The organism is Cupriavidus sp. KB_39, from assembly GCF_052114485.1.
GTDB lineage: Bacteria > Pseudomonadota > Gammaproteobacteria > Burkholderiales > Burkholderiaceae > Cupriavidus.
Genome location: NZ_JBFREV010000037.1, coordinates 17,696 through 36,002, shown reverse-complemented (window position 1 = coordinate 36,002; position 18,307 = coordinate 17,696). Strand labels below are relative to the sequence as shown.

At 67.3% G+C, this 18,307-nt stretch carries 17 protein-coding genes; 3 read left to right on the top strand and 14 right to left on the bottom strand.

The window, feature by feature from the left end; all coding sequences use genetic code 11:
* The first annotated feature begins 152 nt into the window (after positions 1–152).
* A complete protein-coding gene (locus AB4Z27_RS23105; protein WP_177219923.1) occupies positions 153–320 on the top strand; it encodes a hypothetical protein in 168 nt (55 codons plus the stop codon).
* A 40-nt stretch (positions 321–360) separates the two neighbouring features.
* On the opposite strand, the gene AB4Z27_RS23100 is transcribed toward AB4Z27_RS23105, so the two are convergent.
* From AB4Z27_RS23100 to AB4Z27_RS23085, 4 genes are all read right to left on the bottom strand, one after another.
* Entirely contained in the window at positions 361–1,815 is a 1,455-nt protein-coding gene (locus AB4Z27_RS23100; RefSeq protein ID WP_441645344.1) for an aldehyde dehydrogenase family protein, read from the bottom strand.
* A gap of 167 nt (positions 1,816–1,982) precedes the next feature.
* On the bottom strand, positions 1,983–3,791 hold the full coding sequence (locus AB4Z27_RS23095) for an ATP-binding response regulator (RefSeq protein ID WP_441592700.1): 1,809 nt from the start codon (positions 3,789–3,791) through the stop codon (positions 1,983–1,985).
* An 18-nt stretch (positions 3,792–3,809) separates the two neighbouring features.
* Positions 3,810–4,472, bottom strand: coding sequence for a response regulator transcription factor (locus tag AB4Z27_RS23090; protein WP_441645343.1), 663 nt, complete (start codon positions 4,470–4,472; stop codon positions 3,810–3,812).
* Between the two features lie 597 nt (positions 4,473–5,069).
* A complete protein-coding gene (locus AB4Z27_RS23085; RefSeq protein WP_441645342.1) occupies positions 5,070–6,092 on the bottom strand; it encodes a class I fructose-bisphosphate aldolase in 1,023 nt (340 codons plus the stop codon).
* 198 nt (positions 6,093–6,290) lie between these two features.
* Here AB4Z27_RS23085 and AB4Z27_RS23080 point away from each other — a divergent pair, with 198 nt between their 5' ends.
* A complete protein-coding gene (locus tag AB4Z27_RS23080) occupies positions 6,291–6,671 on the top strand; it encodes a hypothetical protein (protein WP_092295119.1) in 381 nt (126 codons plus the stop codon).
* A 39-nt stretch (positions 6,672–6,710) separates the two neighbouring features.
* Here AB4Z27_RS23080 and AB4Z27_RS23075 read toward each other — a convergent pair whose 3' ends face one another.
* The 10 genes from AB4Z27_RS23075 to AB4Z27_RS23030 all read right to left on the bottom strand — a co-directional run bounded on the left by AB4Z27_RS23075 (position 6,711) and on the right by AB4Z27_RS23030 (position 17,048).
* Positions 6,711–7,937, bottom strand: coding sequence for an MFS transporter (locus tag AB4Z27_RS23075; RefSeq protein ID WP_092295042.1), 1,227 nt, complete (start codon positions 7,935–7,937; stop codon positions 6,711–6,713).
* 18 nt (positions 7,938–7,955) lie between these two features.
* A complete protein-coding gene (locus AB4Z27_RS23070) occupies positions 7,956–9,164 on the bottom strand; it encodes a chromate transporter (protein WP_092295044.1) in 1,209 nt (402 codons plus the stop codon).
* Positions 9,165–9,212: 48 nt separating this feature from the next.
* The gene (locus tag AB4Z27_RS23065) at positions 9,213–10,181 is read right to left on the bottom strand and encodes a chromate resistance protein ChrB domain-containing protein (protein ID WP_441645341.1); all 969 of its coding nucleotides are present in this window, start codon (positions 10,179–10,181) and stop codon (positions 9,213–9,215) included.
* A 78-nt stretch (positions 10,182–10,259) separates the two neighbouring features.
* On the bottom strand, positions 10,260–10,952 hold the full coding sequence (gene pepE / locus AB4Z27_RS23060) for a dipeptidase PepE (protein ID WP_441592696.1): 693 nt from the start codon (positions 10,950–10,952) through the stop codon (positions 10,260–10,262).
* A 161-nt stretch (positions 10,953–11,113) separates the two neighbouring features.
* Entirely contained in the window at positions 11,114–11,962 is an 849-nt protein-coding gene (locus tag AB4Z27_RS23055) for a phosphodiesterase (protein WP_441645340.1), read from the bottom strand.
* Entirely contained in the window at positions 11,959–13,026 is a 1,068-nt protein-coding gene (locus tag AB4Z27_RS23050; RefSeq protein WP_092295051.1) for an ABC transporter ATP-binding protein, read from the bottom strand. Before AB4Z27_RS23050 ends, AB4Z27_RS23055 begins: the two co-directional genes overlap by 4 nt.
* Positions 13,019–13,903 (bottom strand): ABC transporter permease, encoded by an 885-nt coding sequence (locus AB4Z27_RS23045; protein WP_092295121.1) that lies wholly within the window; start codon positions 13,901–13,903, stop codon positions 13,019–13,021. Before AB4Z27_RS23045 ends, AB4Z27_RS23050 begins: the two co-directional genes overlap by 8 nt.
* Positions 13,904–13,935: 32 nt before the next feature.
* On the bottom strand, positions 13,936–14,754 hold the full coding sequence (locus AB4Z27_RS23040) for an ABC transporter permease (RefSeq protein ID WP_092295123.1): 819 nt from the start codon (positions 14,752–14,754) through the stop codon (positions 13,936–13,938).
* A 92-nt stretch (positions 14,755–14,846) separates the two neighbouring features.
* A complete protein-coding gene (locus tag AB4Z27_RS23035; RefSeq protein WP_092295053.1) occupies positions 14,847–15,881 on the bottom strand; it encodes an ABC transporter substrate-binding protein in 1,035 nt (344 codons plus the stop codon).
* A 75-nt stretch (positions 15,882–15,956) separates the two neighbouring features.
* A complete protein-coding gene (locus tag AB4Z27_RS23030; RefSeq protein ID WP_092295125.1) occupies positions 15,957–17,048 on the bottom strand; it encodes a substrate-binding domain-containing protein in 1,092 nt (363 codons plus the stop codon).
* A 406-nt stretch (positions 17,049–17,454) separates the two neighbouring features.
* On the opposite strand from AB4Z27_RS23030, the gene AB4Z27_RS23025 reads away from it, so the two are divergent.
* Positions 17,455–18,303 carry an EAL domain-containing protein gene (locus AB4Z27_RS23025; protein WP_441645339.1) on the top strand — a complete coding sequence of 283 codons (849 nt, stop codon included), beginning with the start codon at positions 17,455–17,457 and terminating at the stop codon, positions 18,301–18,303.
* Positions 18,304–18,307: the final 4 nt, after the last annotated feature.

Genomic DNA, 18,307 nt, shown 5'->3' with positions numbered 1-18,307 from the left:
CGGCAGGAGCAGGGATTTCCATGATTGTCACGGCCCGGTGAAGTGACGACCATGGGCCTCAATAGATTGCGTTGGGCAGTACCGCGGGCGCCCCGATTCGAGCCAGCCCGCCATCACAGAAGTAGTCGAAGAACGAACTCTGGGAGACATCCATGCAAGTCTATGACGGCCTTGTTTTTGCCTGCGCCATGATGCTGATCTGCGCGTACACGTATCTGGGCGTGCAGTCGCAGAGCCTGGCGCTCAAGTACGGCTCCCCGGCCATCGTCGGCGTGCTGACGATCGCCTACGCGCTGCTGCCGATGCGGATGGTCGGCTGACCGACCCTCCGCATCCCATCCTCCTCCGTTCTGGCTGACGCTAGCGTAGCGACAGCCAGATCGCCTTTGGTTCCGTGAAGTTCTCGATGGCGGCATCGCCGTGCTCGCGCCCCAGGCCCGAGTCGCCCGACCCGCCCCACGGCAGCCTCACGTCCGTATAGCCATAGGTGTTGATCCACACGGTGCCCGCGCGCAGCTCGCCGGCCACCTTGTGCACGCGCGCGATGTCCGCGCTCCACACCCCGGCCGCGAGGCTGAAGGCGGTGCCGTTGGCGATGCGCACCGCGTCCGCCTCATCGTCGAACGGGATCACGCTGGCCACCGGGCCGAAGATTTCCTCCTGCGAGATGCGCATCTCGTGCTCGACGTTGGCGAACACGGTGGGCGCCACGTAGAAGCCGCGCTCGCCGATGCGCGCGCCGCCGGTGACCGCGCTCGCGCCTTCCTTCTTGCCGATCTCCACGTAGTCCAGCACGGTCTTCATCTGCGCCGCCGAGACCACCGGGCCCATGGTCGTGCCGGGCTCGGCCGGGTCGCCCACGCGGATCGCGCGGGCGCGCGCGGCCATCCGCTCGACCACTTCGTCGTAGACCTGCCGCTGCGCCAGGATGCGCGAGCCCGCCGAGCAGACCTGGCCCGCGTTGAAGAAGATGCCGGAGGCCGCCGCGCGCGTGGCGGCGTCCAGGTCGGCATCGGCAAAAATCACATTGGCGGACTTGCCGCCCAGCTCCAGCGTCACGCGCTTGAAGTTGGCCGCCGCGCCCTGCATGATGCCGCGCCCCACGCCCGGCGAGCCCGTGAAGGTCACCTTGTCGACGCCCGGGTGCGCCACCAGCGCGTTGCCGACCACGCTGCCCTTGCCCGTGACGATATTGAACACGCCCGGCGGCACGCCAGCCTCCAGCGCCAGCTCGGCCACGCGCAGCGCGGAGAGCGGGGTGATTTCGGCCGGCTTCACCACCAGCGTGCAGCCGCATGCCAGCGCCGGGGCAATCTTCCACATGCCGATCATCAGCGGGAAATTCCACGGCACGATGGCGGCCACCACGCCCACCGGCTCGCGCACGGTGTAGGTCAGCGCGTCGTTGCGGGCGGGAATCACCTGGCCGTTGATCTTGTCGCACCAGCCGGCGTAGTAGCGCACGGTGTCGATGGCGGCCGGCACGTCCTGGCGCCGCACGCCGGCCAGCGGCTTGCCGCAGTCCTGGCTTTCCAGCTGCACCAGTTCCTCGGCGTGGGCTTCCAGCAGGTCGGCGAAGCGGTAGAGAATGCGCCCGCGCTCGGCGGCGCGCATGCGGTTCCAGACCTTCAGCGCGGCGCGCGCGGCCTGCACGGCGCGGTCCACGTCGGCGGCATTGCCCTGCGCCACGCGGGCGATGGGCGTTTCGTTGGCCGGATTGATGTCAGTGGAGTATTCGCCACTTCCGGGCGGCGCGCGCTGGCCGTCGATCAGCAGATCATGGGACGGCAGGTCGCCGGATGGGGATAAAGGCATGGAAGGCTCCTCGCTGCTGGGTCATTGTTGGGGATGACGTGCGCATTGGCCGGACGAGCTGCGGTGCCGCGCCCGCTTCTGCCTTGCAGTGTGGTGGGCGTGCTGATCTAAGTCCAATTAATAGGACTGATTCATTCATGCTTTTAATGCATGAATRGGGGTGGGGCTTATTGTTCCGCCCGCGAGCATTCACCCTGGTCGATTTCCACCCAGTGGGACTCGCGCAGCAGGGTGCTGATGGCCGCGTGGAGTTCGCCCGGCACCACGGGTTTGTGGAGCAGGGCGGTGCCGCCGGCATGGGCATGCCGCAGGCGGTCAGCGGCGGTGTCGCCGGTGATGATGATGGCCGGCAGCGCACGGCCCACGCGCTCGCGGATGGCCGCCATGGCTTCCTGCCCGGTGCGATGGCCGCGCAGGCGGTAATCGGCCAGGATCAGGTCCGGGGTGAAGGCCTCCAGCGTGGCCAGCGCCTCTTCCTCGCTCTCGGCGGTGCGGCACTGGCAGTGCCAGACCGCCAGCAGCCCGGCCATGGCCTCGCGGATGGCCGGGTCGTCGTCGATCACCAGCACGCGCAGCCCGTCCAACCGCATCGCGGCGCGCGGATGGGCGACTTCCTCGGGCGCGGTCCAGGCCAGCGGCAGCCGTAGCCGGAACACCGAGCCACGCTCTGGCGCGGAGGCCAGCGTCACGCGCGTCTGCATCGTGCGCGCCAGTCCTTCRACGATGGCCAGCCCGAGGCCCAGCCCCTTGCGCTGGTCGCGCTCRGGATTCCCGAGCTGGTGGAACTCGCGGAAGATGTCCTGGTGCTGCGCGGCCGGAATGCCGATGCCGGTGTCCCAGACCTCCACCGACACATGGAAGCGGCGCGTGCGGCAGGCCACCAGCACGCCRCCCGTGCGCGTGTAGCGGATGGCGTTCGCAATCAGGTTGCGCAGGATCAGTTCCACCAGCGTCGGGTCGCCGAACAGCGTGGCGGTGGTGTCGCGCGTGCGGTAGACCAGCCCGCGCGCGTTGGCTTGCGGCGCGAACTCGTTCTCGAGCTTGTACAGCAGCGGCTGCAGACGGAACGGGCGCGGCCGGGGCGTGATCACGCCCGCTTCGAGCTTCGAGAAATCGAGCAGCGTGTTCAGCATCTCGCGGGCCGCGCCGGAGGAAGCCTCGATATGGGCCAGCARCTGGCGCTGGTGGTCATCGAGCCGCGTGCGGCCCAGCGAGACCACGAACAGCCCCAGCGCGTGCAAAGGCTGGCGCAGGTCGTGGCTGGCGGAGGCCAGRAACACCGACTTCGCCCGGTTGGCTTCCTCGGCCCCGCGCTGGGCGTGGCCGGCGCGCGCGGTCTGGTCGCGCAACTGCGAAATGAGTTCGACGTTTTCGAAGCGCAGGGCGATGGCATGCCGCGCCACGCGCGCGTAGTTGCGCGCGAAAATCATCAGCACGACCAGATAGAGCGGCGTGCCGAGGAACATCGGCAGGTAGGCGATATCGCCCGTGGCCAGGAAGACCATCCAGACCGGCACGATCGACGGGATGAAGAAGCCCACCGCCACCGGCAGGCAGGCCGAGAACACCGCGAGCGCCGCTGCACTCATGCCGGCGATCAGCGACAGCACGCAGATCACCACGGCCGGGGAGCGGATATCGAGATAGAGCCAGGCCACCAGCCCCCACAGGCTGCCGATCAGCACCAGCATCACGGTCATGACCCGCGCGTAGCGGCCCGAGCCGGATTCGGTGAGCCGGTTCGGTACCGCCAGCCGGCCGAAATAGGCCGCCGCGCAGGCGATGGCCATTGCCGCCGCCCAGGGCAGCGCGCCCGGGTGCCCGCCGGTGATGGTCAGCCCGCTGGCCAATATCAGCGCGGCCAGCGCGCAGCCGAGCATGGCGATGCCAAAACTCTGGTCGATCAACTCCATCTGCGCCGTCAGCAGGCGCGGCTCGTCGTAGCGCGGGAGCAGGCCGAATGGAGTCGATGTCATGCGGATGGCGGCGGGCAGTCAGCGTTGCGCCTGCACCAGCCCGCGGCGCTGGGCCTCGAGGATGGCTTCCACGCGGCTGACCACGCCAAGGTGGCCGAGAATGGCCGCCACGTGCACGCGCACGGTGTTCTCGGACAGCCCCAGGTGATAGGCGATGACCTTGTTCGACCGCCCCAGGTTGAGCTGCCCCAGCACCTCCAACTGGCGCGGCGTGAGCTGGCTCGGCGCATAGTGCGCCGCCTGCGGGGCGCCATTCAGCCCATTCAGGCCATCAAGGCAGCCGCCGTTGCCATCCGTGGCGAAATGCGTGCCGCCGCTCAGGCAGCAGGCAATCGCTTCCTCGATCTCGCGCGCATCGGCGGACTTCGGGAGGAATCCGGCAATGTCCTTGCGCGCCTCGGCTGATATGGCGTCSAGCCCGGAGGTGCCCGAGACGATCAGGAATTTCGCCGTCTGAAAGTGACGCTTAAGTACCTTTRCGCCCTCGATCCCGTTCAGGCCCGGCATCTGGATGTCGAGCAGGACGATGTCCACCGGCTTCTCGCCATGCTGCGCCACGGCCTCCATCACCGAACCGGCCTCGATGATCGTATCCACGCTCGGACTGTCCGCCAGCAACAGCTTGAGCCCCGTGCGAAACAGGGTGTGGTCATCGATCAGCAGGAGGCGGGCACGGGGCATGGAACGGCGGGGGGCGGGGGAGGAGACGATTGGACTCGATTCCGGCCAGCTTGTCCATGCGGGGCGTTGCGCAGACGCCCGGCTAGTCCGGAAAGATTATTGGCACTCGCGTGCCGGGGTGCGAGGATCGCCACGTGGACGAATTCCGCGACTTGTCCATACCACTTTGGATACCCACTCCCTCCCGGCAGTGGGTATTTTTTTGGGCTTTTTGCTTGTCGACGGTGTGCGGGGCCGGGCTTACGCCGGCAGCGGTCCCGCCGTACGCCCGTGTTACCGATTCCGGCACACAAGCATGGCGTCTCGACATTCCTCATCAATGGCCAAACCGTGGACGCTACCTATCTGCAGGGAGCAACCGTGCCCCTGAAYCTGACCGGCCTTCCGGGATTGTCGATTCGGTTCGGTTCAAGCCACGACGGCATGCCGATCAACGTTCAATTGGTATCCAGTTGGCAGGCCGGGTCGACGATTCTTCATCTCGCCGGCCTGCTGGAAAGGGCGAGCCAATTCCACGGTCTTCGCCCATCCCTCTGAACGAACGAGACGCCGCTCGGATGCCGACGTCCCACGTGGCGCACTGAGCGTGTTGCAGGCTCAGCCTGTGGCATCCTCGAGCGCCGCCTGGTATTGGCCCAGGCAGGCCATGCCGTTCAGGCGGGAGCGTTGCAAMAGGGCCCGTTGTGCGAGCGCCGCGTTGCCTGCCTCGCCTCTCCACGCCAGCAGCGCCGGTTCCTGCAAGGCGCGCCCGTACGAAAACGACAGCCGCCAGGGCAGCGGGGCGAGTCGGTTCATCGCATCGAGATTGGCGGTGGCTTCRGAGGGTGTCTGGCCGCCGGACAGGAAGAAAACGCCCGGCACCGCCGCCGGCACCGTGCGCCTGAGTATCTGCACGGTATGCATGGCCACSTCGGCCGCTGCAGCAAGCCCGCACGCCTTGCCGGGCAGCACCATGCTCGGCTTCAGCAGCATGTGCTCGAGCACCACCCTGTGCCGGTGCAAGGCGTGGAAGACTTCGTGCAGCACGGCCTCGGACACCTCGGCGCAACGCGCCATGGTGTGCGCGCCGTCCATCAGCACCTCGGGCTCGACGATCGGCACCACGCCCGCTTCCTGGCAGGTCGCGGCATAGCGCGCCAGCGCTTCCGCGTTCGCTGTGATGGCGAGCCGGCCCGGGAGCGTGTCCGAGATGTTGTACACCGCGCGCCACTTAGCGAAGCGCGCGCCCTGCTGGCGATAGCCCGCGAGCCGTTTCGCCAGCCCATCGWGGCCCTCGGTGATCTCGTCCCCGGGYGCGTGGGCGAGCGCCAGCTTGCCCTTGTCCACCTTGAYGCCGGGCACGATGCCCTGGCGCGCCGCCATCTCCGGTAACGGTGTGCCATCGTCGGCGCGCTGGCCCAGCGTTTCCTCGTACAGGATCACGCCACTGATGAACTCGCCGAGCCCCGGTGTGGACAAGAGCAGGCTGCGCCACGCGCGGCGCGTCTCCTCGCTTGATGGGACACCGATGTGCTCGAACCGCTTGGCAATCGTTGGCCCGCTCTCGTCGGCGGCCAAGAGGCCTTTGCCGGCCTGAACCAGCGCATCCATGGTGCTTTGCAATTCGCTTTTTGTATCCATGATGTGCTCCGGGACGCGTGGCATGAGCCCCCACGGCATGGGGTTGTGCTCTTCAGGCGCCTATAAATGTAGGAGACGGCCACGTGTTTGTGAACGATTCACGGAATCCATCTGGCCGGTGGTTGCCGTCAACGGTCAGTCGCCAGAAGCGCCATGTCCTTCCTCACACTGGTCTTCCATGGACGAGCCCGGTTCGCCATGACGGGTGTTCACATTCTTTTGGCGACGTTCGGGTTGGCTGCCTGCGTGTCGACTGGCGTCGATGTGAAGCAGGAACAGTTGTCGTACTTCATGATCGGCTTCTCCACGCTCGACGACGTTACCGGGCAGCTCGGAAATCCGACCTGGCGGGCATCCCTAAGTAGCGGCTCGACGGTCCTGATCTATTCGTTTGCCAGCTCCAGGCCACATCCCGAGAGCTTTCTGCCGTTCATTGGCCCGCTGTTCTCAGGCGGCGAGATTCGGTCGGTGATGGTCCTTTTCGAATTCGACCAAAACGGCGTCCTCCGGAGTCACGGGAGGACGACATCCAGTAGCGTTTCAGGATGGAGCGTGTTGCCGCCCGGCACCCTGCCGTGACGTGGTGCGCTCATGGCGATATTCAACGCCGTGTTCCCATCAATTCAGGGTGCCAACACGCCGGAAGGCGACCAGCATGGCAAGGTCATAGCCGATTTTCAACACACCACAAGCCAGCAATGGCGCTCCAGCCCACCCCATTGCCATGAGCCCACCGGCCAGCACTGGGCCGATCGCGGCAGCCAGGCTGCGCGGCACCGCCGTCAGGCTTGCTGCCGCCGTCCGCTCGGCGGGGGTGACCACCGCCATCACGAATGCCGTCCGTGTTGGTACATCCATTTGAGACAGCGCGCTGCGCGCCAGCAGCAACAGTAACGTCAAGCTCAACGACGGTGCGAACGCGGCGGCAATCAGGAACGCGCTGGAAGGGATATGCGTGAACACCATGGTGTTCAGTAGCCCGATCCTTCGGGCCAGTGGCACAGCGGCGAGCTGGGAAGCCGTGGTAAGCAGCCCGGCCCAGAAGAAGAACTGGCCCGCCGCACCCGGGGACATCCCGAAACGCTGCATCAGCCAAAGCGACAGCAAGGCATTGACGACCAGGCCGCCCGCAAACGCATCGACACTGAACAGCATCGCGAGCCGGATGACGATCTGGCGCGATGGCCCCAACGGCGCGGCCGTCGACATCGACTGCGGATGGGGTTCGGGCAACCTCGCGTAGAGCACCCAGAGCGCCATGCCCGTCAAGGCGTAGACGAGGAACATCAGGCGCATGCCGTCCAGGAAGGACAGGCCGGTATGCCTGCCAAGCCAACCAGGTATCGCTGCGGCCAACGCTCCGAACGCCGCGGAGAGGGAACCCGCAAGTCCGTAGCGCGCGAACAATGCCGTGCGCGCGTCAGGTGTCGCGGCCTCGGCCAGCCGCGCCTGCTCGAGCGGCAGGAACACGCTGACATCCCCCGAGCTCGGGTTCAGCGTGCCGATAAAGGCAACGATCAAGAGCGGCCAGAGCGATGACAGACCCGCAAAGGCCGCCCCGGTGCCGGCCATCAGGGCGGCCGCCAGTATCAGCAGACGGCGCTGCGGAAAGCGGTTCCCGACGAGTCCGACCAGAATGGTCGTCATCGCGGAGCCAATCAGCGTGACGCTGCTGATCAGTCCCACGGCGAGTGGGTCGAAGCCCAGGGCCAGCAGGTACGCGGGCAGCAGTACAGCCACGAATCCATCGCAGAAACCGCGCAACGCCCGCCCGGCGAGCAGCGGCATCACGCCTGCGTCGGTGCCGGGTGGAAAGGCAAGGTCGGAAAGCAATGCGCGAATCATTTGCTGTGCCGCAACACGTCAGTGATGGAGCAACGGATAGGCCACCAGGCCAATCAAGGCCGCAGCCGCGACGATCATGGGTTCGGACAGCTTCTTGAACCTGATCAGCAAGGCGACGGTAAGGAGCGCCAGGAGCGCGGTCGGGATATCGACAATCGAGCGCTTGGCCAGGACGATCACCGCCCCGGTGATGGCGCCGATGGCCGCCGCGGTGACGCCGTCGACGAACGCCAGGATGGCCGGCAACTTCCCGTACTTCTTGAAGTAAGGCGCCGGCAGGACGGTGAACAGGTAGCAAGGCAGGAACGTCGCCGCGGCCGCCACGCAGGCACCAGGCAGGCCCGCAACAAGGTAGCCAATGAAGCCGACGGTGATGACAACCGGGCCGGGCGTAATCATGGCGACCGCCACGGCGTCGACAAATTGCTTGTCGTTCAGCCAGTGATGTTCGGTCACCACGCCGCCATAGAGGAAGGGCACGATGGCAAGCCCGGAGCCGAAGACGAATGCACCGGCCTTGGCAAAGAACACACCGATCTGCGAGAGCAGCGGCCAATCCACGGTACTCAGCATGCCGCTTGCGGCCGGTAATGGGGCTGCCGCGATCGCATTCAGCCTGCCTTGCCGCAGCCACTTTGGCGGTGCGCGCCAGAACCAGACCAGCACCCCGGCCGCGAGGAACAGCCACGCGACCTCCGATTCGGTGATGACCGTGACCGCCACGAGCACCAGATAGATGAACCACAGCAGCTTGTCTTTGCCTACGCTCTTCCTGGTCAGCTTGTAGGCGCTGATCGCGATGATGCCGATCACCGCCGCGCCCACGCCGTAGAACACCGACTGCATCCAGGTGAGACCGCCGAAGCGTACATAGGCCCAGCCGAGCGCCAGCACCATCAGGAATGATGGCAGCACGAAGGCGACGCCGACGAGTGTGGCCCCGAGGATGCGGTAGTGCACGTATCCGAGGTAGATCGCGAGTTGGGCGGCAAGCGGGCCCGGCGCCAGTTGCGCGAGGGCAAGGCCTTCCTTGTAGTCGGCATCGGTAATCCACTGCCGCGCATCGACCAGATCCCGGTGCATATAGCCCGCAAGCGCCACCGGTCCCCCGAAGCCCAAGGTGCCAAGCCGCAGGAAGTACATCACCAGTTGCCGCAGCGTGTAACCGGGGCGTTCGTGCGCAGAAGGGCCGGAAGGGGCGGAAGCAGGCGGCTGGGGTGAGTTCATCTTGGCTTGCGTGGAGAGCGGTCCGGCAGTCTGGSAGCAGGCAACGACCTAGCGTTTGCGCGCGCTGGAAAAGTGCGCATAGAGCGAGTCGAGGACATTCCCTACCTCCTCCAGTAGCGCATCGTCATCGGGCAGGCGCTCGCGTGCGCCTGCCAGTACCGCTTCAAAACCACTGGCCTCCGCAACGGGTGTCCCGCCGATGTCCAGTACGTGAACCATCTGGCCCACGCGCGCCAGTCCCTTGTTCTCGTCGAGCCCGAAGCTGGCGAGCAGCACCTCGAAGGAGACCCGGTCGCCGACATGGGTGAATGTCGCACCATCGAAGTCGAACCCCAGCGCCTCCTTTGGGCATTGGCGAACGTCCTCCAGCCAGAGGAARTTGGCGTGGGGATCGATAAAGCGCCGGATCAGCCAGGCACAGGCAACGCGGTCCACCCAGAGGTGCCGGCGCGTTGCCCAGCGTCGGCCTTGGTATTGGCTTGGGTCGCGTCTCGGAATGCTGCCCGCCATGCCCTGYGGTTCGCCCGGCGACAGCATGATGTCGATGGCCGCATTGAAATCGCGCCACTGTGCTTCGGCGCGGGCCGAGGCCTCATTCGGGAAGAAGTCGATCTTGCGGATCGCTTCGAATCCACGGCCGTACCGGCGAGCCATGCGTAGGAGGCTTGCTTCGTCCGTTTCCGCCAACGTCGCACGGGCGCGGGAGAGTTCGGCCATCCAGTSGGCGTATTCGGGAGTCCGATCGAACAACGCGCGGTACTCGGCATCTTGCTGTGTGTCGGTGGCCTGCACGGAAAGCGTCCAGACCTTGCCATCCTCGCTGGTCGCGTCTGTGGCCAGGGCTTGCAACGGGTCTCGCAAGCCTGCGACGTCGGGCACGACATAGACGCCATCGCGTAATGCCGCCGCGCCCAACGCCTTGATGCCGCGCCAGAATCGCATGCGAGCGGTGGCGGCCGAGGTGGGCAGGCTGACAACCAGCACCACCCAGGGGGAAGCGAATTGAAGAGCAGTCATGCGCCCAGCTTAATGGGTCGTAGGCCCTGCTTCAATGCTGTAGAGATCTCTACAGCCCAATGGTCGCCGCTTATGAAGTCAAGGCGCTGCCAATGGCCCCGCCGCCACATCCCAAGTCCGATCCCCCAAAAACCACCGCGCCGCGTGCGGACCATGCAAAGTGTGGCGATTACCCGACACGCGAACCCAGTTGCCTTCGGGCAGGCCGAGGACGGGGGTGTCGGGGGAGAGGGTGGTGAACTCGGCCAGGCGTTGGTCGCGGGTTTCGCCGCGGAAGCCGGGGATCACGAGGTTGTAGTAGTGCGGGTTGAGCTGGAACGGGATCAGGCCGAGGGCGTCGAGGCCGCCCGGGTCTACCACGGGCATGTCGTTAGTTGTGCGGATGCTGGGCGTGGCGAGGTTGGAGCCGGCACTCCAGCCGATATAGCGCGCGGCGCCGGCGCGCACGCGGGCGGCCATCGGGGCCAGCAGCGCCTGCTGGCGCAGTACCTGGAGCAGSCGGAAGGTATTGCCGCCGCCCACCACGATCAGCGTGGCCGCGTTGACTGCCGCCAGCGGGTCCGCCTCGGCGTGCAGGCCGCGCACGGTGATGCCGATGGGCGCCAGCGCCTCGCGGACCTGTTCGGTGTAGGCGTCCCAGTCACGCGTGACCCCGGCGTAGGGGACGAACAGCGCGTCGGTACGGCCATCGGCCAGTTCCGTGATGGCTGCGTGCGCGTGCACGAGGTAGCCGTCGTCGGAGGTGGAATTGCTCAGCAGCAGGAGATCCATGTCGAAGCAGGTCGTCGTGTTCCGTTATGCGGAACCGCGATCCGGAAGTTGGGTAAGCCGACGATGGTACCCAAGGTGGCGGGCGCGTGACAACCGCGCTCCGCTCATCTCCTGTTCATCTCCCTATATCTATTAGTGTGTCTTGCGGTTTCCGGGCCGGATCAGTCGATCAGCCGCCCGTTGGCGTCGAAGAACGGGTGCGCCGGGCCGTAGTCCCCGCTGGCGGCGAGGTGGGTCACCAGCCCGTGGGCCGGGTGCCACCAGTGCAGCAGGTAGCCGGGCGGCTCCATGCGGAAGCGGGAGGCGGCCTGCGGATCGAGGTCCAGCGCCACCTGGTGGGCCGGCCCCGGCGCGGTGATAGCGATGGTGCCGCCAAAGCGCCGCGTGATCTGGCGGTGCAGGTGGCCGCAGACCACGCGCTCCACCTGCGGGTGCCGGGCGATCAGGGCCTCCAGCGCGGCGGCGTTGTCGAGCCCCTGCTGGTCCATATGGCCGATGCCGGTGACAAAGGGCGGATGGTGCAGCATCAGCAGCGTCGGCTGGGCCGGCGSGGCGGCCAGCGTGGCATCGAGCCAGGCCAGTCCTTCGGGTGTCACCCGGCCGCCGGGCTGGCCGGGGACGGTGCAGTCGAAGCCGACCAGCCGCAGCGGGCCCGCCGCCATCGCATAGTGGATGGGCGCCTCGCCGTCGCCGTGGTCGAACAGGTAGGCGTGGTCGGGGAACACCTTGCGCAGCGTGGTGCGGTGGTCGTGGTTGCCGGGCAGCAGCCGCACCGGCATCGGCAGCCGTTGCAGGATGTCGCGCAGGAAGCGGTATTCGTCTTCGCTGCCGAAGTCGACCAGATCGCCGGTAATGATGACCRTATCGGGGATTTGCGGGGCCGCCAGCAGGGTGTCGATGGCCTGATGGAGCGCGCCGGCCGTATCGACCCGCCGRTAGGACAGCTTGCCGCCGGCCTTGATATGGAGGTCGCTCAGTTGCGCGACGAGATAGGGGGAAGGAGCGGTCATGCAGCGTCGGGAAGGGTGATCAGGTGGGCGGTGTCGATGCGCAGGCCGACGCGYGCGCCAGCCGGCCAGCCGTCGCGGCGCGCGGTATCGACAATCAGCGGCGTGGCGGCGCCCACGTCCACCAGCAGGCGTGTGTGGTTGCCGAGGAACAGCGCGGTGACCACGGTGCCTTCCACATGGGCGCGATCGGCGCTATCAGCGTGCACCAGCGCCACGTCCTCGGGCCGGAACATCAGCCGCGCGGCTGGCGTCGCGGGGGCGTCGCTGGGCGGCCCCATCGGCACGCTGCCGCCTGGCACGCGCCACAGGCCGGCTTCGGCCTGCGCGGGCAGGTGGTTCATGGTGCCGATGAAGTCCGCCACGAAGGCGTTGGCCGGCGCGCGGTAGATCTCCTGCGGCGTGCCGGACTGGGCGATGCGGCCGCGGTCCATGACGATGATGCGGTCGCCCAGCGCCATCGCCTCGGCCTGGTCGTGGGTGACGTAGACCGCGGTGATATGGAGGCTGCGCAGCAGCTGGTTGATGTCCGCGCGCAGGGCGTCGCGCAGCTTGGCGTCCAGCGCKGTCAGCGGTTCATCGAGCAGCAGCACGCGCGGCTGCACGGCGATGGCGCGCGCCAGGGCCACGCGCTGGCGCTGGCCGCCGGAGAGCTGGTCCACGCGRCGGTCGGCGAACGGCTCGAGGTGCATCATCGATAACATATCGCCGACSCGCCGGCGCTGCGTGGCACCATCCACGCGCCGCACGCGCAGGCCATAGCCGATGTTCTCGGCCACGGTCATGTTGGGGAACAGCGCGTAGTTCTGGAACACCATGCCCACGCCGCGCTGCTCGATCGGCTGGTCGGTCACGCGGGTCTCGCCAAACCAGACCTCGCCACCCGCGTCSGGCTGCTCCAGCCCGGCGATGATGCGCAGCGTGGTGGTCTTGCCGCAGCCGGACGGCCCCAACAGCACCACGGTCTCGGCGGCCCCGATGTCGAGGTCAAGCGGTTGCAGGGCCAGCGTGCCATCCGCGAAGGTCTTGGCGCACTGGCGCAGGCGAATCGGGGTGGGCTCATGCATGGCGGGTCTCGGCGGAGGCRGTTACGGGCGTGGCGGCGGGGAGTGGGGCGGTGGCCGGCTCGGCAGGTTCTGATACATGGCGSCGCGCKCGGGCGCCCATGGCGCTGAACGCCTGCATCGCTACCAGCAGCGGAATGATCATSACRAAGAAGACGATGGTGTAGGCGGAGCCGATCTCCAGCCGCATCGACGCATAGCTGTCTGCCAGCCCCACCGGCAGGGTTTGCGTGGTGGGCGTGTGCAGCATCCAGGTCAGGTTGAACTCGCCCACGGACAGCGTGACCACCATCAGCGCCCCGGCCAGGATGCCCTGCCGGCAGTTCGGCAGCACCACGGTGAAGAAGCGCTGCAGCCGCGTGGCGCCCAGGCTGGCGGCGGCGTCTTCCAGTGTGCGGATGTCGATGGCGGACAGGATGGCCAGCACTGCCCGCACCATGAACGGCAGCGTGAACAGCACGTGGCCGATCAGGATGAACACCCAGCTCGTGCGCAGCGCCTGCCAGCCGCCATAGAGCAGGATCAGCCCCAGCGCGGTGGCCAGCCCCGGCACGGCCACGGGCAGCATCAGCAGTTCCTCGATCAGCCGCGTCACGCGGTTGCGGCGCAGCGCCATGTAGTAGGCGGCAGGCACGCCAATCACCAGCGTGCAGGCGAGGCAGGCGAGCGCAATGCCGAGCGAGAGGAAGATGGTGTTGCGATAGAGCGCCCAGACCTCCAGCAGCCAGCGCGTGGTGAGCCCGCTGGAGAGGCCCACGAAGATGTTGTTGGTCAGCCCGGCCAGCACGGACAGCACCACCGGCACGGTCATGAACAGGCAGACGGCCAGCGTGAGCGCCAGTTGCAGCCAGTAGCCGGCGCGGCGGCGCGGTGCGGTCATCGGCGGTTTCTTCATGGCTTTTTTCGCGGTACTCATGCGGTGGCGGCGACGGCGTCGCCCGAGATCCAGCGCGCCACAGCCAGCAGGGCCCAGGTGACCGCGCCGAGCAGCAGCGAGAGCGCAGCGGCCATGCCGAAGTTGGCGTAGTTGGTGAACTCGTTGTAGATGGTCAGCGGCAGTACGTCGAGCTGCGTGGCGAGCGTGAACGCGGTGCCGAAGGCGCCCATGCTGGTGGCGAAGCAGATCGCCCCGCTGGACAGCATGGCCGGCATCAGCGCKGGCAGCATGACGTCCCGCACCACGCGCCACGGGCTGGCGCCGAGCGACCGTGCGGCTTCCTCGAGCGAGGGGTCGAGCTTCTCCACGGCGGCCATCACGGTCAGGATCACGCGCGGAATCGAGAAATACAGGTAGCCGACGAACAGCCCGGCCAGCCCGTAGGCGAAGGTCCAGCGCTCGCCGACGAGCGCGTCGCCGACCATCGCCAGCAGGCCGTTGCGCCCGCCGAGCATGATGACCATGAAGCCGATCACCACGCCGGGAAAGGCCAGCGGAAAGGTGAGGATGGCCACCAGCACGGGTTTGCCGGGTACGGGGTGGCGCTGGAGGAAGGTGCCGGCGATGCCGGCAATCACCAGCGTGGCCAGCGTGACGGCGGCGGAGAGCGCCACCGTCACCAGCAGGCTATGCAGGTAGCGCGCGCTGGTCAGCACGGTCCAGTAGACGCCCGCGCCCTGCTTGCCGGTGACGCTGACCTCGATCAGGCGCGCCATCGGCAGGCAGAAGAACGCCAGGAAGACCACCAGCGCGGGCAGGGCGAACAGGAACAGCGGGAGAGATCGCTTGGTCATGGCAGTGACGGGGGCGGTTTGGTCCAAGATTGGTGTTCTCCCCTCTCCCGCGAGCGGGAGAGGGGAGAACACACGCGGCAAGCTGCAAATGCTTACCGTACTTCCTTCATGTACTGCTCGCTGAACGCCTTCTGCGCGGCGGCCATCTTGCCGAAATCGACCGGCTTGGCGCGGGCGTAGTCGGCGGCCGGCAGGAAGCGCGCTTCCACGTCCTTCGGCATCGGCACGTTACGCACCGGGCGCAGGTAGGCGTTGGCCCACAGCGCCTGGCCGGCGTCCGACAGCACGAAGTCCAGCACCTTGCGGCCCTCGGCCGGGTGGGGCGCGTTGTTGACCAGGCTCATCACGTACGGCACCACCAGCGAGCCTTCCTTCGGAATCACGAAGGCCACGTTGGCGCGGTCCTTGTAGCGGGCGCGGTAGGCGTTGAAGTCGTAGTCGAGCAGGATCGGGATTTCGCCGGACAGCACGCGGGCGTAGGCGGTCTGCTTCGGCACGATCGGCTGGTTCTTCTGCAGATCCTTGAAGAACTTGTAGGCCGGCGCGAAGTTGTCCAGCGAGCCGCCAAGGGCCTGGTTCACGGCCACGGCACCCACATAGCCGACGAAGGCGCTGGACGGGTCCAGGTAGCCGATCAGCCCCTTGTACTCCGGCTTGAGCAGGTCGGCCCACGACTGCGGCACGGGCTTGCCGCGCAGCGCATCGACGTTGACCATGAAGCCCAGCGTGCCCGAGTGGATGGCGAACCAGTTGCCCTGCGGGTCTTTCAGGCCCTCGGGGATGTCGGCCCAGTGGGCCGGCTTGTACGGCTGGGTCACGCCGTCGGCCTTGGCCTGGATGCCGAAGGTCACGCCGAGGTAGGTCACGTCCGCCACCGGGCTGGCGCGCTCTGCCACCAGCTGCGCGAGCGCCTGGCCCGAGTTCTTGTTGTCGAGCGGCACCGTCACGCCGGTCTTTTCCTTGATGGCGCGGATCTGCGCGGCCCAGTCGGCCCATTCGGGCGGGCAGTTGTAGCAGATGGCGGTCTGCGCGGCCGCGCCCTGGCTGAAGGCGACGCCGAAGGCGGTGGCCGCCACGGCAGTGGCCAGCCAGCGCAGCGGGCGGCGCCAGGAAAATTGCGTTGTCATGTCAGGCTCCCGGGTTTGAGATCGATTGGATAAGGACAGCAGGGCGGCAGGCGAAACGGTCAGTCAGGCGATCGGTCAGGATGCAGGCGGCGCGGCCACGGTGCCGGCCACGCGCAGCGCGTGGGGCAGCAGGGTCACGCTCGGGGCGGAGGCGGACAGCGCCTCCGGACGCGTGCCGGCGTGCAGGCGCTTGAGCAGCAGGCGCACGGCGGTGGCGCCGATGTCGGTATTGGGCTGCACCACGGTGGCCAGCGGCGGCTCCACCAGTGCGCCGAGCGCGATGCCGTCGTAGCCGAGCACGGAGACGTCGCGCGGCACGCGCAGGCCCAGGCGCTTGAGATCCGAAATCACGCCGATCGCCAGCAGGTCGTTGGTGCAGAAGAACGCGGTGGGCGCGGTGGCGCCGCCCATCAGCGTGCCAATCCGCTCGCTATGGCTGGCGGTATGGGAGGGCAGGTTCACGGGCGGCAGCGGCGGCAGGCCATGGGCGCGCATCGCATCCTCATAGCCGGCAAACCGTTGGCGGGCGCGGTCGGACGCCATGAACGCGCCCGACACCACCGCGATACGCCGATGGCCCGCAGCGATCAGCGCGTTCACACCCTCGCAGGCGCTGGTGCGGTTGTCCACGGAGACCGAGTGCCGCTGGCCGGCCGGGCTGGCCTGGTTGTAGGCCAGCACGTAGGGCACGCCTTCACTGTCGAGCTGGTCGAGCACGGCGCTCTGCGCGGCGTCCGAGACGGTCAGCACCATGCCGTCCACGCGGTGGCGCAGCAAATATTCCACACGTTCGCGCTCGCGGGCGGAGTCGTAGCCGCTGGTCACCAGCATCAGCGAATAGCCGGTGGCCAGCGAGACTTCCTCGATCCCGGCCCAGCATTCGGCGAACACCGCGTTCTCCAGCGTGGGCAGCATCACGCCCAGGATGCGCGTCTGCTGCGAGCGCAGTTTGGCGCCGAGCAGGTTGGGCCGGAAGGCCAGCCGGCGCGCGGCCTCGTGCACGCGCTGGGCGGTGGTCTCCCGCACCAGCTGCGGATGGCTGAACACGCGCGAGGCCGTGGCCAACGAGACTTCGGCGGCCAGCGCCACGTCCGCCAGCGTCACGCCATTGCCGCGTTCGCCTTCGGTATCGGCAGACAGCAAAACGGAACGGCGGGCGTTGGGCATGGGCAGGTTCGGCGGGTAGTCGGCGAGCAATGAAAACGTTTTCATTGAAGCGCCAAAAAATCAGGCGTCAAGGTATTCCGTCGCTGCRGTGCCGCATTTGCGGCAGGCCCGGCGGGCTTGCGCCTGTTGAWTCGGGGTGGATTCTCCGGCCGTTTCATGACGCCGCCATGACAGCACCCATGCGCCTTTCGTCACAAAATTGCCACACAAGATCGGGAATATGCCGGACCGGGCGCATGGACCGCCGCCTTGTCGCGGGTACGGCACCGGTGTGACGCAAAGTGCACGCTGCATGGCATCCCCCCTGCAAGTGGGGGATCAAGTTGCGTCTTGGGCGCGCCGTTAGCCAACAGTGGGAGTGGCTTTTGCCCACAGCACGATCCACAGCCAGTTTGAGTGCAAGCCCTTGTCGCGACCTCTGACGCCTACTATTGCCGATTGCCTCGAACACCAACGCCTGCGGCCTGTYTTCCAGCCGATCGGGTCGCTCGCCAATGGCGAGATCATTGGCTACGAGGCCCTGATCCGCGGTCCCGCCGGGACGCCGCTGGAGAGCCCTGTTGCGCTGTTCGCTGAAGCGGCGCGTCTGGGTTGTCTGGTGCGGCTCGAGCGGTTGGCGTCACGCATCTGTATTGCCGCGTTCATGCGCGCCGGGCTCYCCGGCAAGCTCTTCATCAACTACAGCGCGGATTCGATTCGCGAGGTGGACAGCCATCGCGACGAAGTGCGCGCCTTCCTGAAAACCCACGGCATTACTTCGGACCGCATCGTCATCGAACTGACCGAGCAGGCCCCGCTGGGCTCGCTGGATAGCCTGTCGCGGGCGGTGGAGTCCATCCGTGGGCGCGGCGCCCAGTTCGCGCTGGACGACTACGGCACCGGCCACGCCAGCCTGGGGCAGTGGATCGCCCTGAAACCCGATTACGTGAAGATCGCCCGCGTGGTGGTGGATGGCGTGGCGACGTCGCCGTTCCAGYTGGAGGCGCTGCGCGCCATACGCCGGCTGGCCGATAGCAGCGGCACGGCGCTGGTGGCGGAGGGTATCGAGCAGGAAGCGGATCTGCGCATCTGCCGCGACCTTGGCATCGACTACGCGCAGGGCTACCTGCTGGCACGGCCCACGGCCGAGCCGCCGCTGACGATTTCGGAAGACGCCTTGCGCGTGATCCGTTCCGGCCCGGTGGAGGTGTTGCCGGGCGACAAGGTGTCCGAGCCGGGCACCGACCCAGCCATGCGCCTGCGGTCCGGCGAGTAAACCC

Coding starts and splice junctions, on each gene's coding strand:
- AB4Z27_RS23070 (WP_092295044.1), bottom strand. CDS start 9,164: ATGAACTCACCCCAGCCGCCTGCTTCCGCCCCTTCCGGCCCTTCTGCG.
- AB4Z27_RS23035 (WP_092295053.1), bottom strand. CDS start 15,881: ATGACAACGCAATTTTCCTGGCGCCGCCCGCTGCGCTGGCTGGCCACT.
- AB4Z27_RS23105 (WP_177219923.1), top strand. CDS start 153: ATGCAAGTCTATGACGGCCTTGTTTTTGCCTGCGCCATGATGCTGATC.
- AB4Z27_RS23075 (WP_092295042.1), bottom strand. CDS start 7,937: ATGATTCGCGCATTGCTTTCCGACCTTGCCTTTCCACCCGGCACCGAC.
- AB4Z27_RS23100 (WP_441645344.1), bottom strand. CDS start 1,815: ATGCCTTTATCCCCATCCGGCGACCTGCCGTCCCATGATCTGCTGATC.
- AB4Z27_RS23030 (WP_092295125.1), bottom strand. CDS start 17,048: ATGCCCAACGCCCGCCGTTCCGTTTTGCTGTCTGCCGATACCGAAGGC.
- AB4Z27_RS23080 (WP_092295119.1), top strand. CDS start 6,291: ATGACGGGTGTTCACATTCTTTTGGCGACGTTCGGGTTGGCTGCCTGC.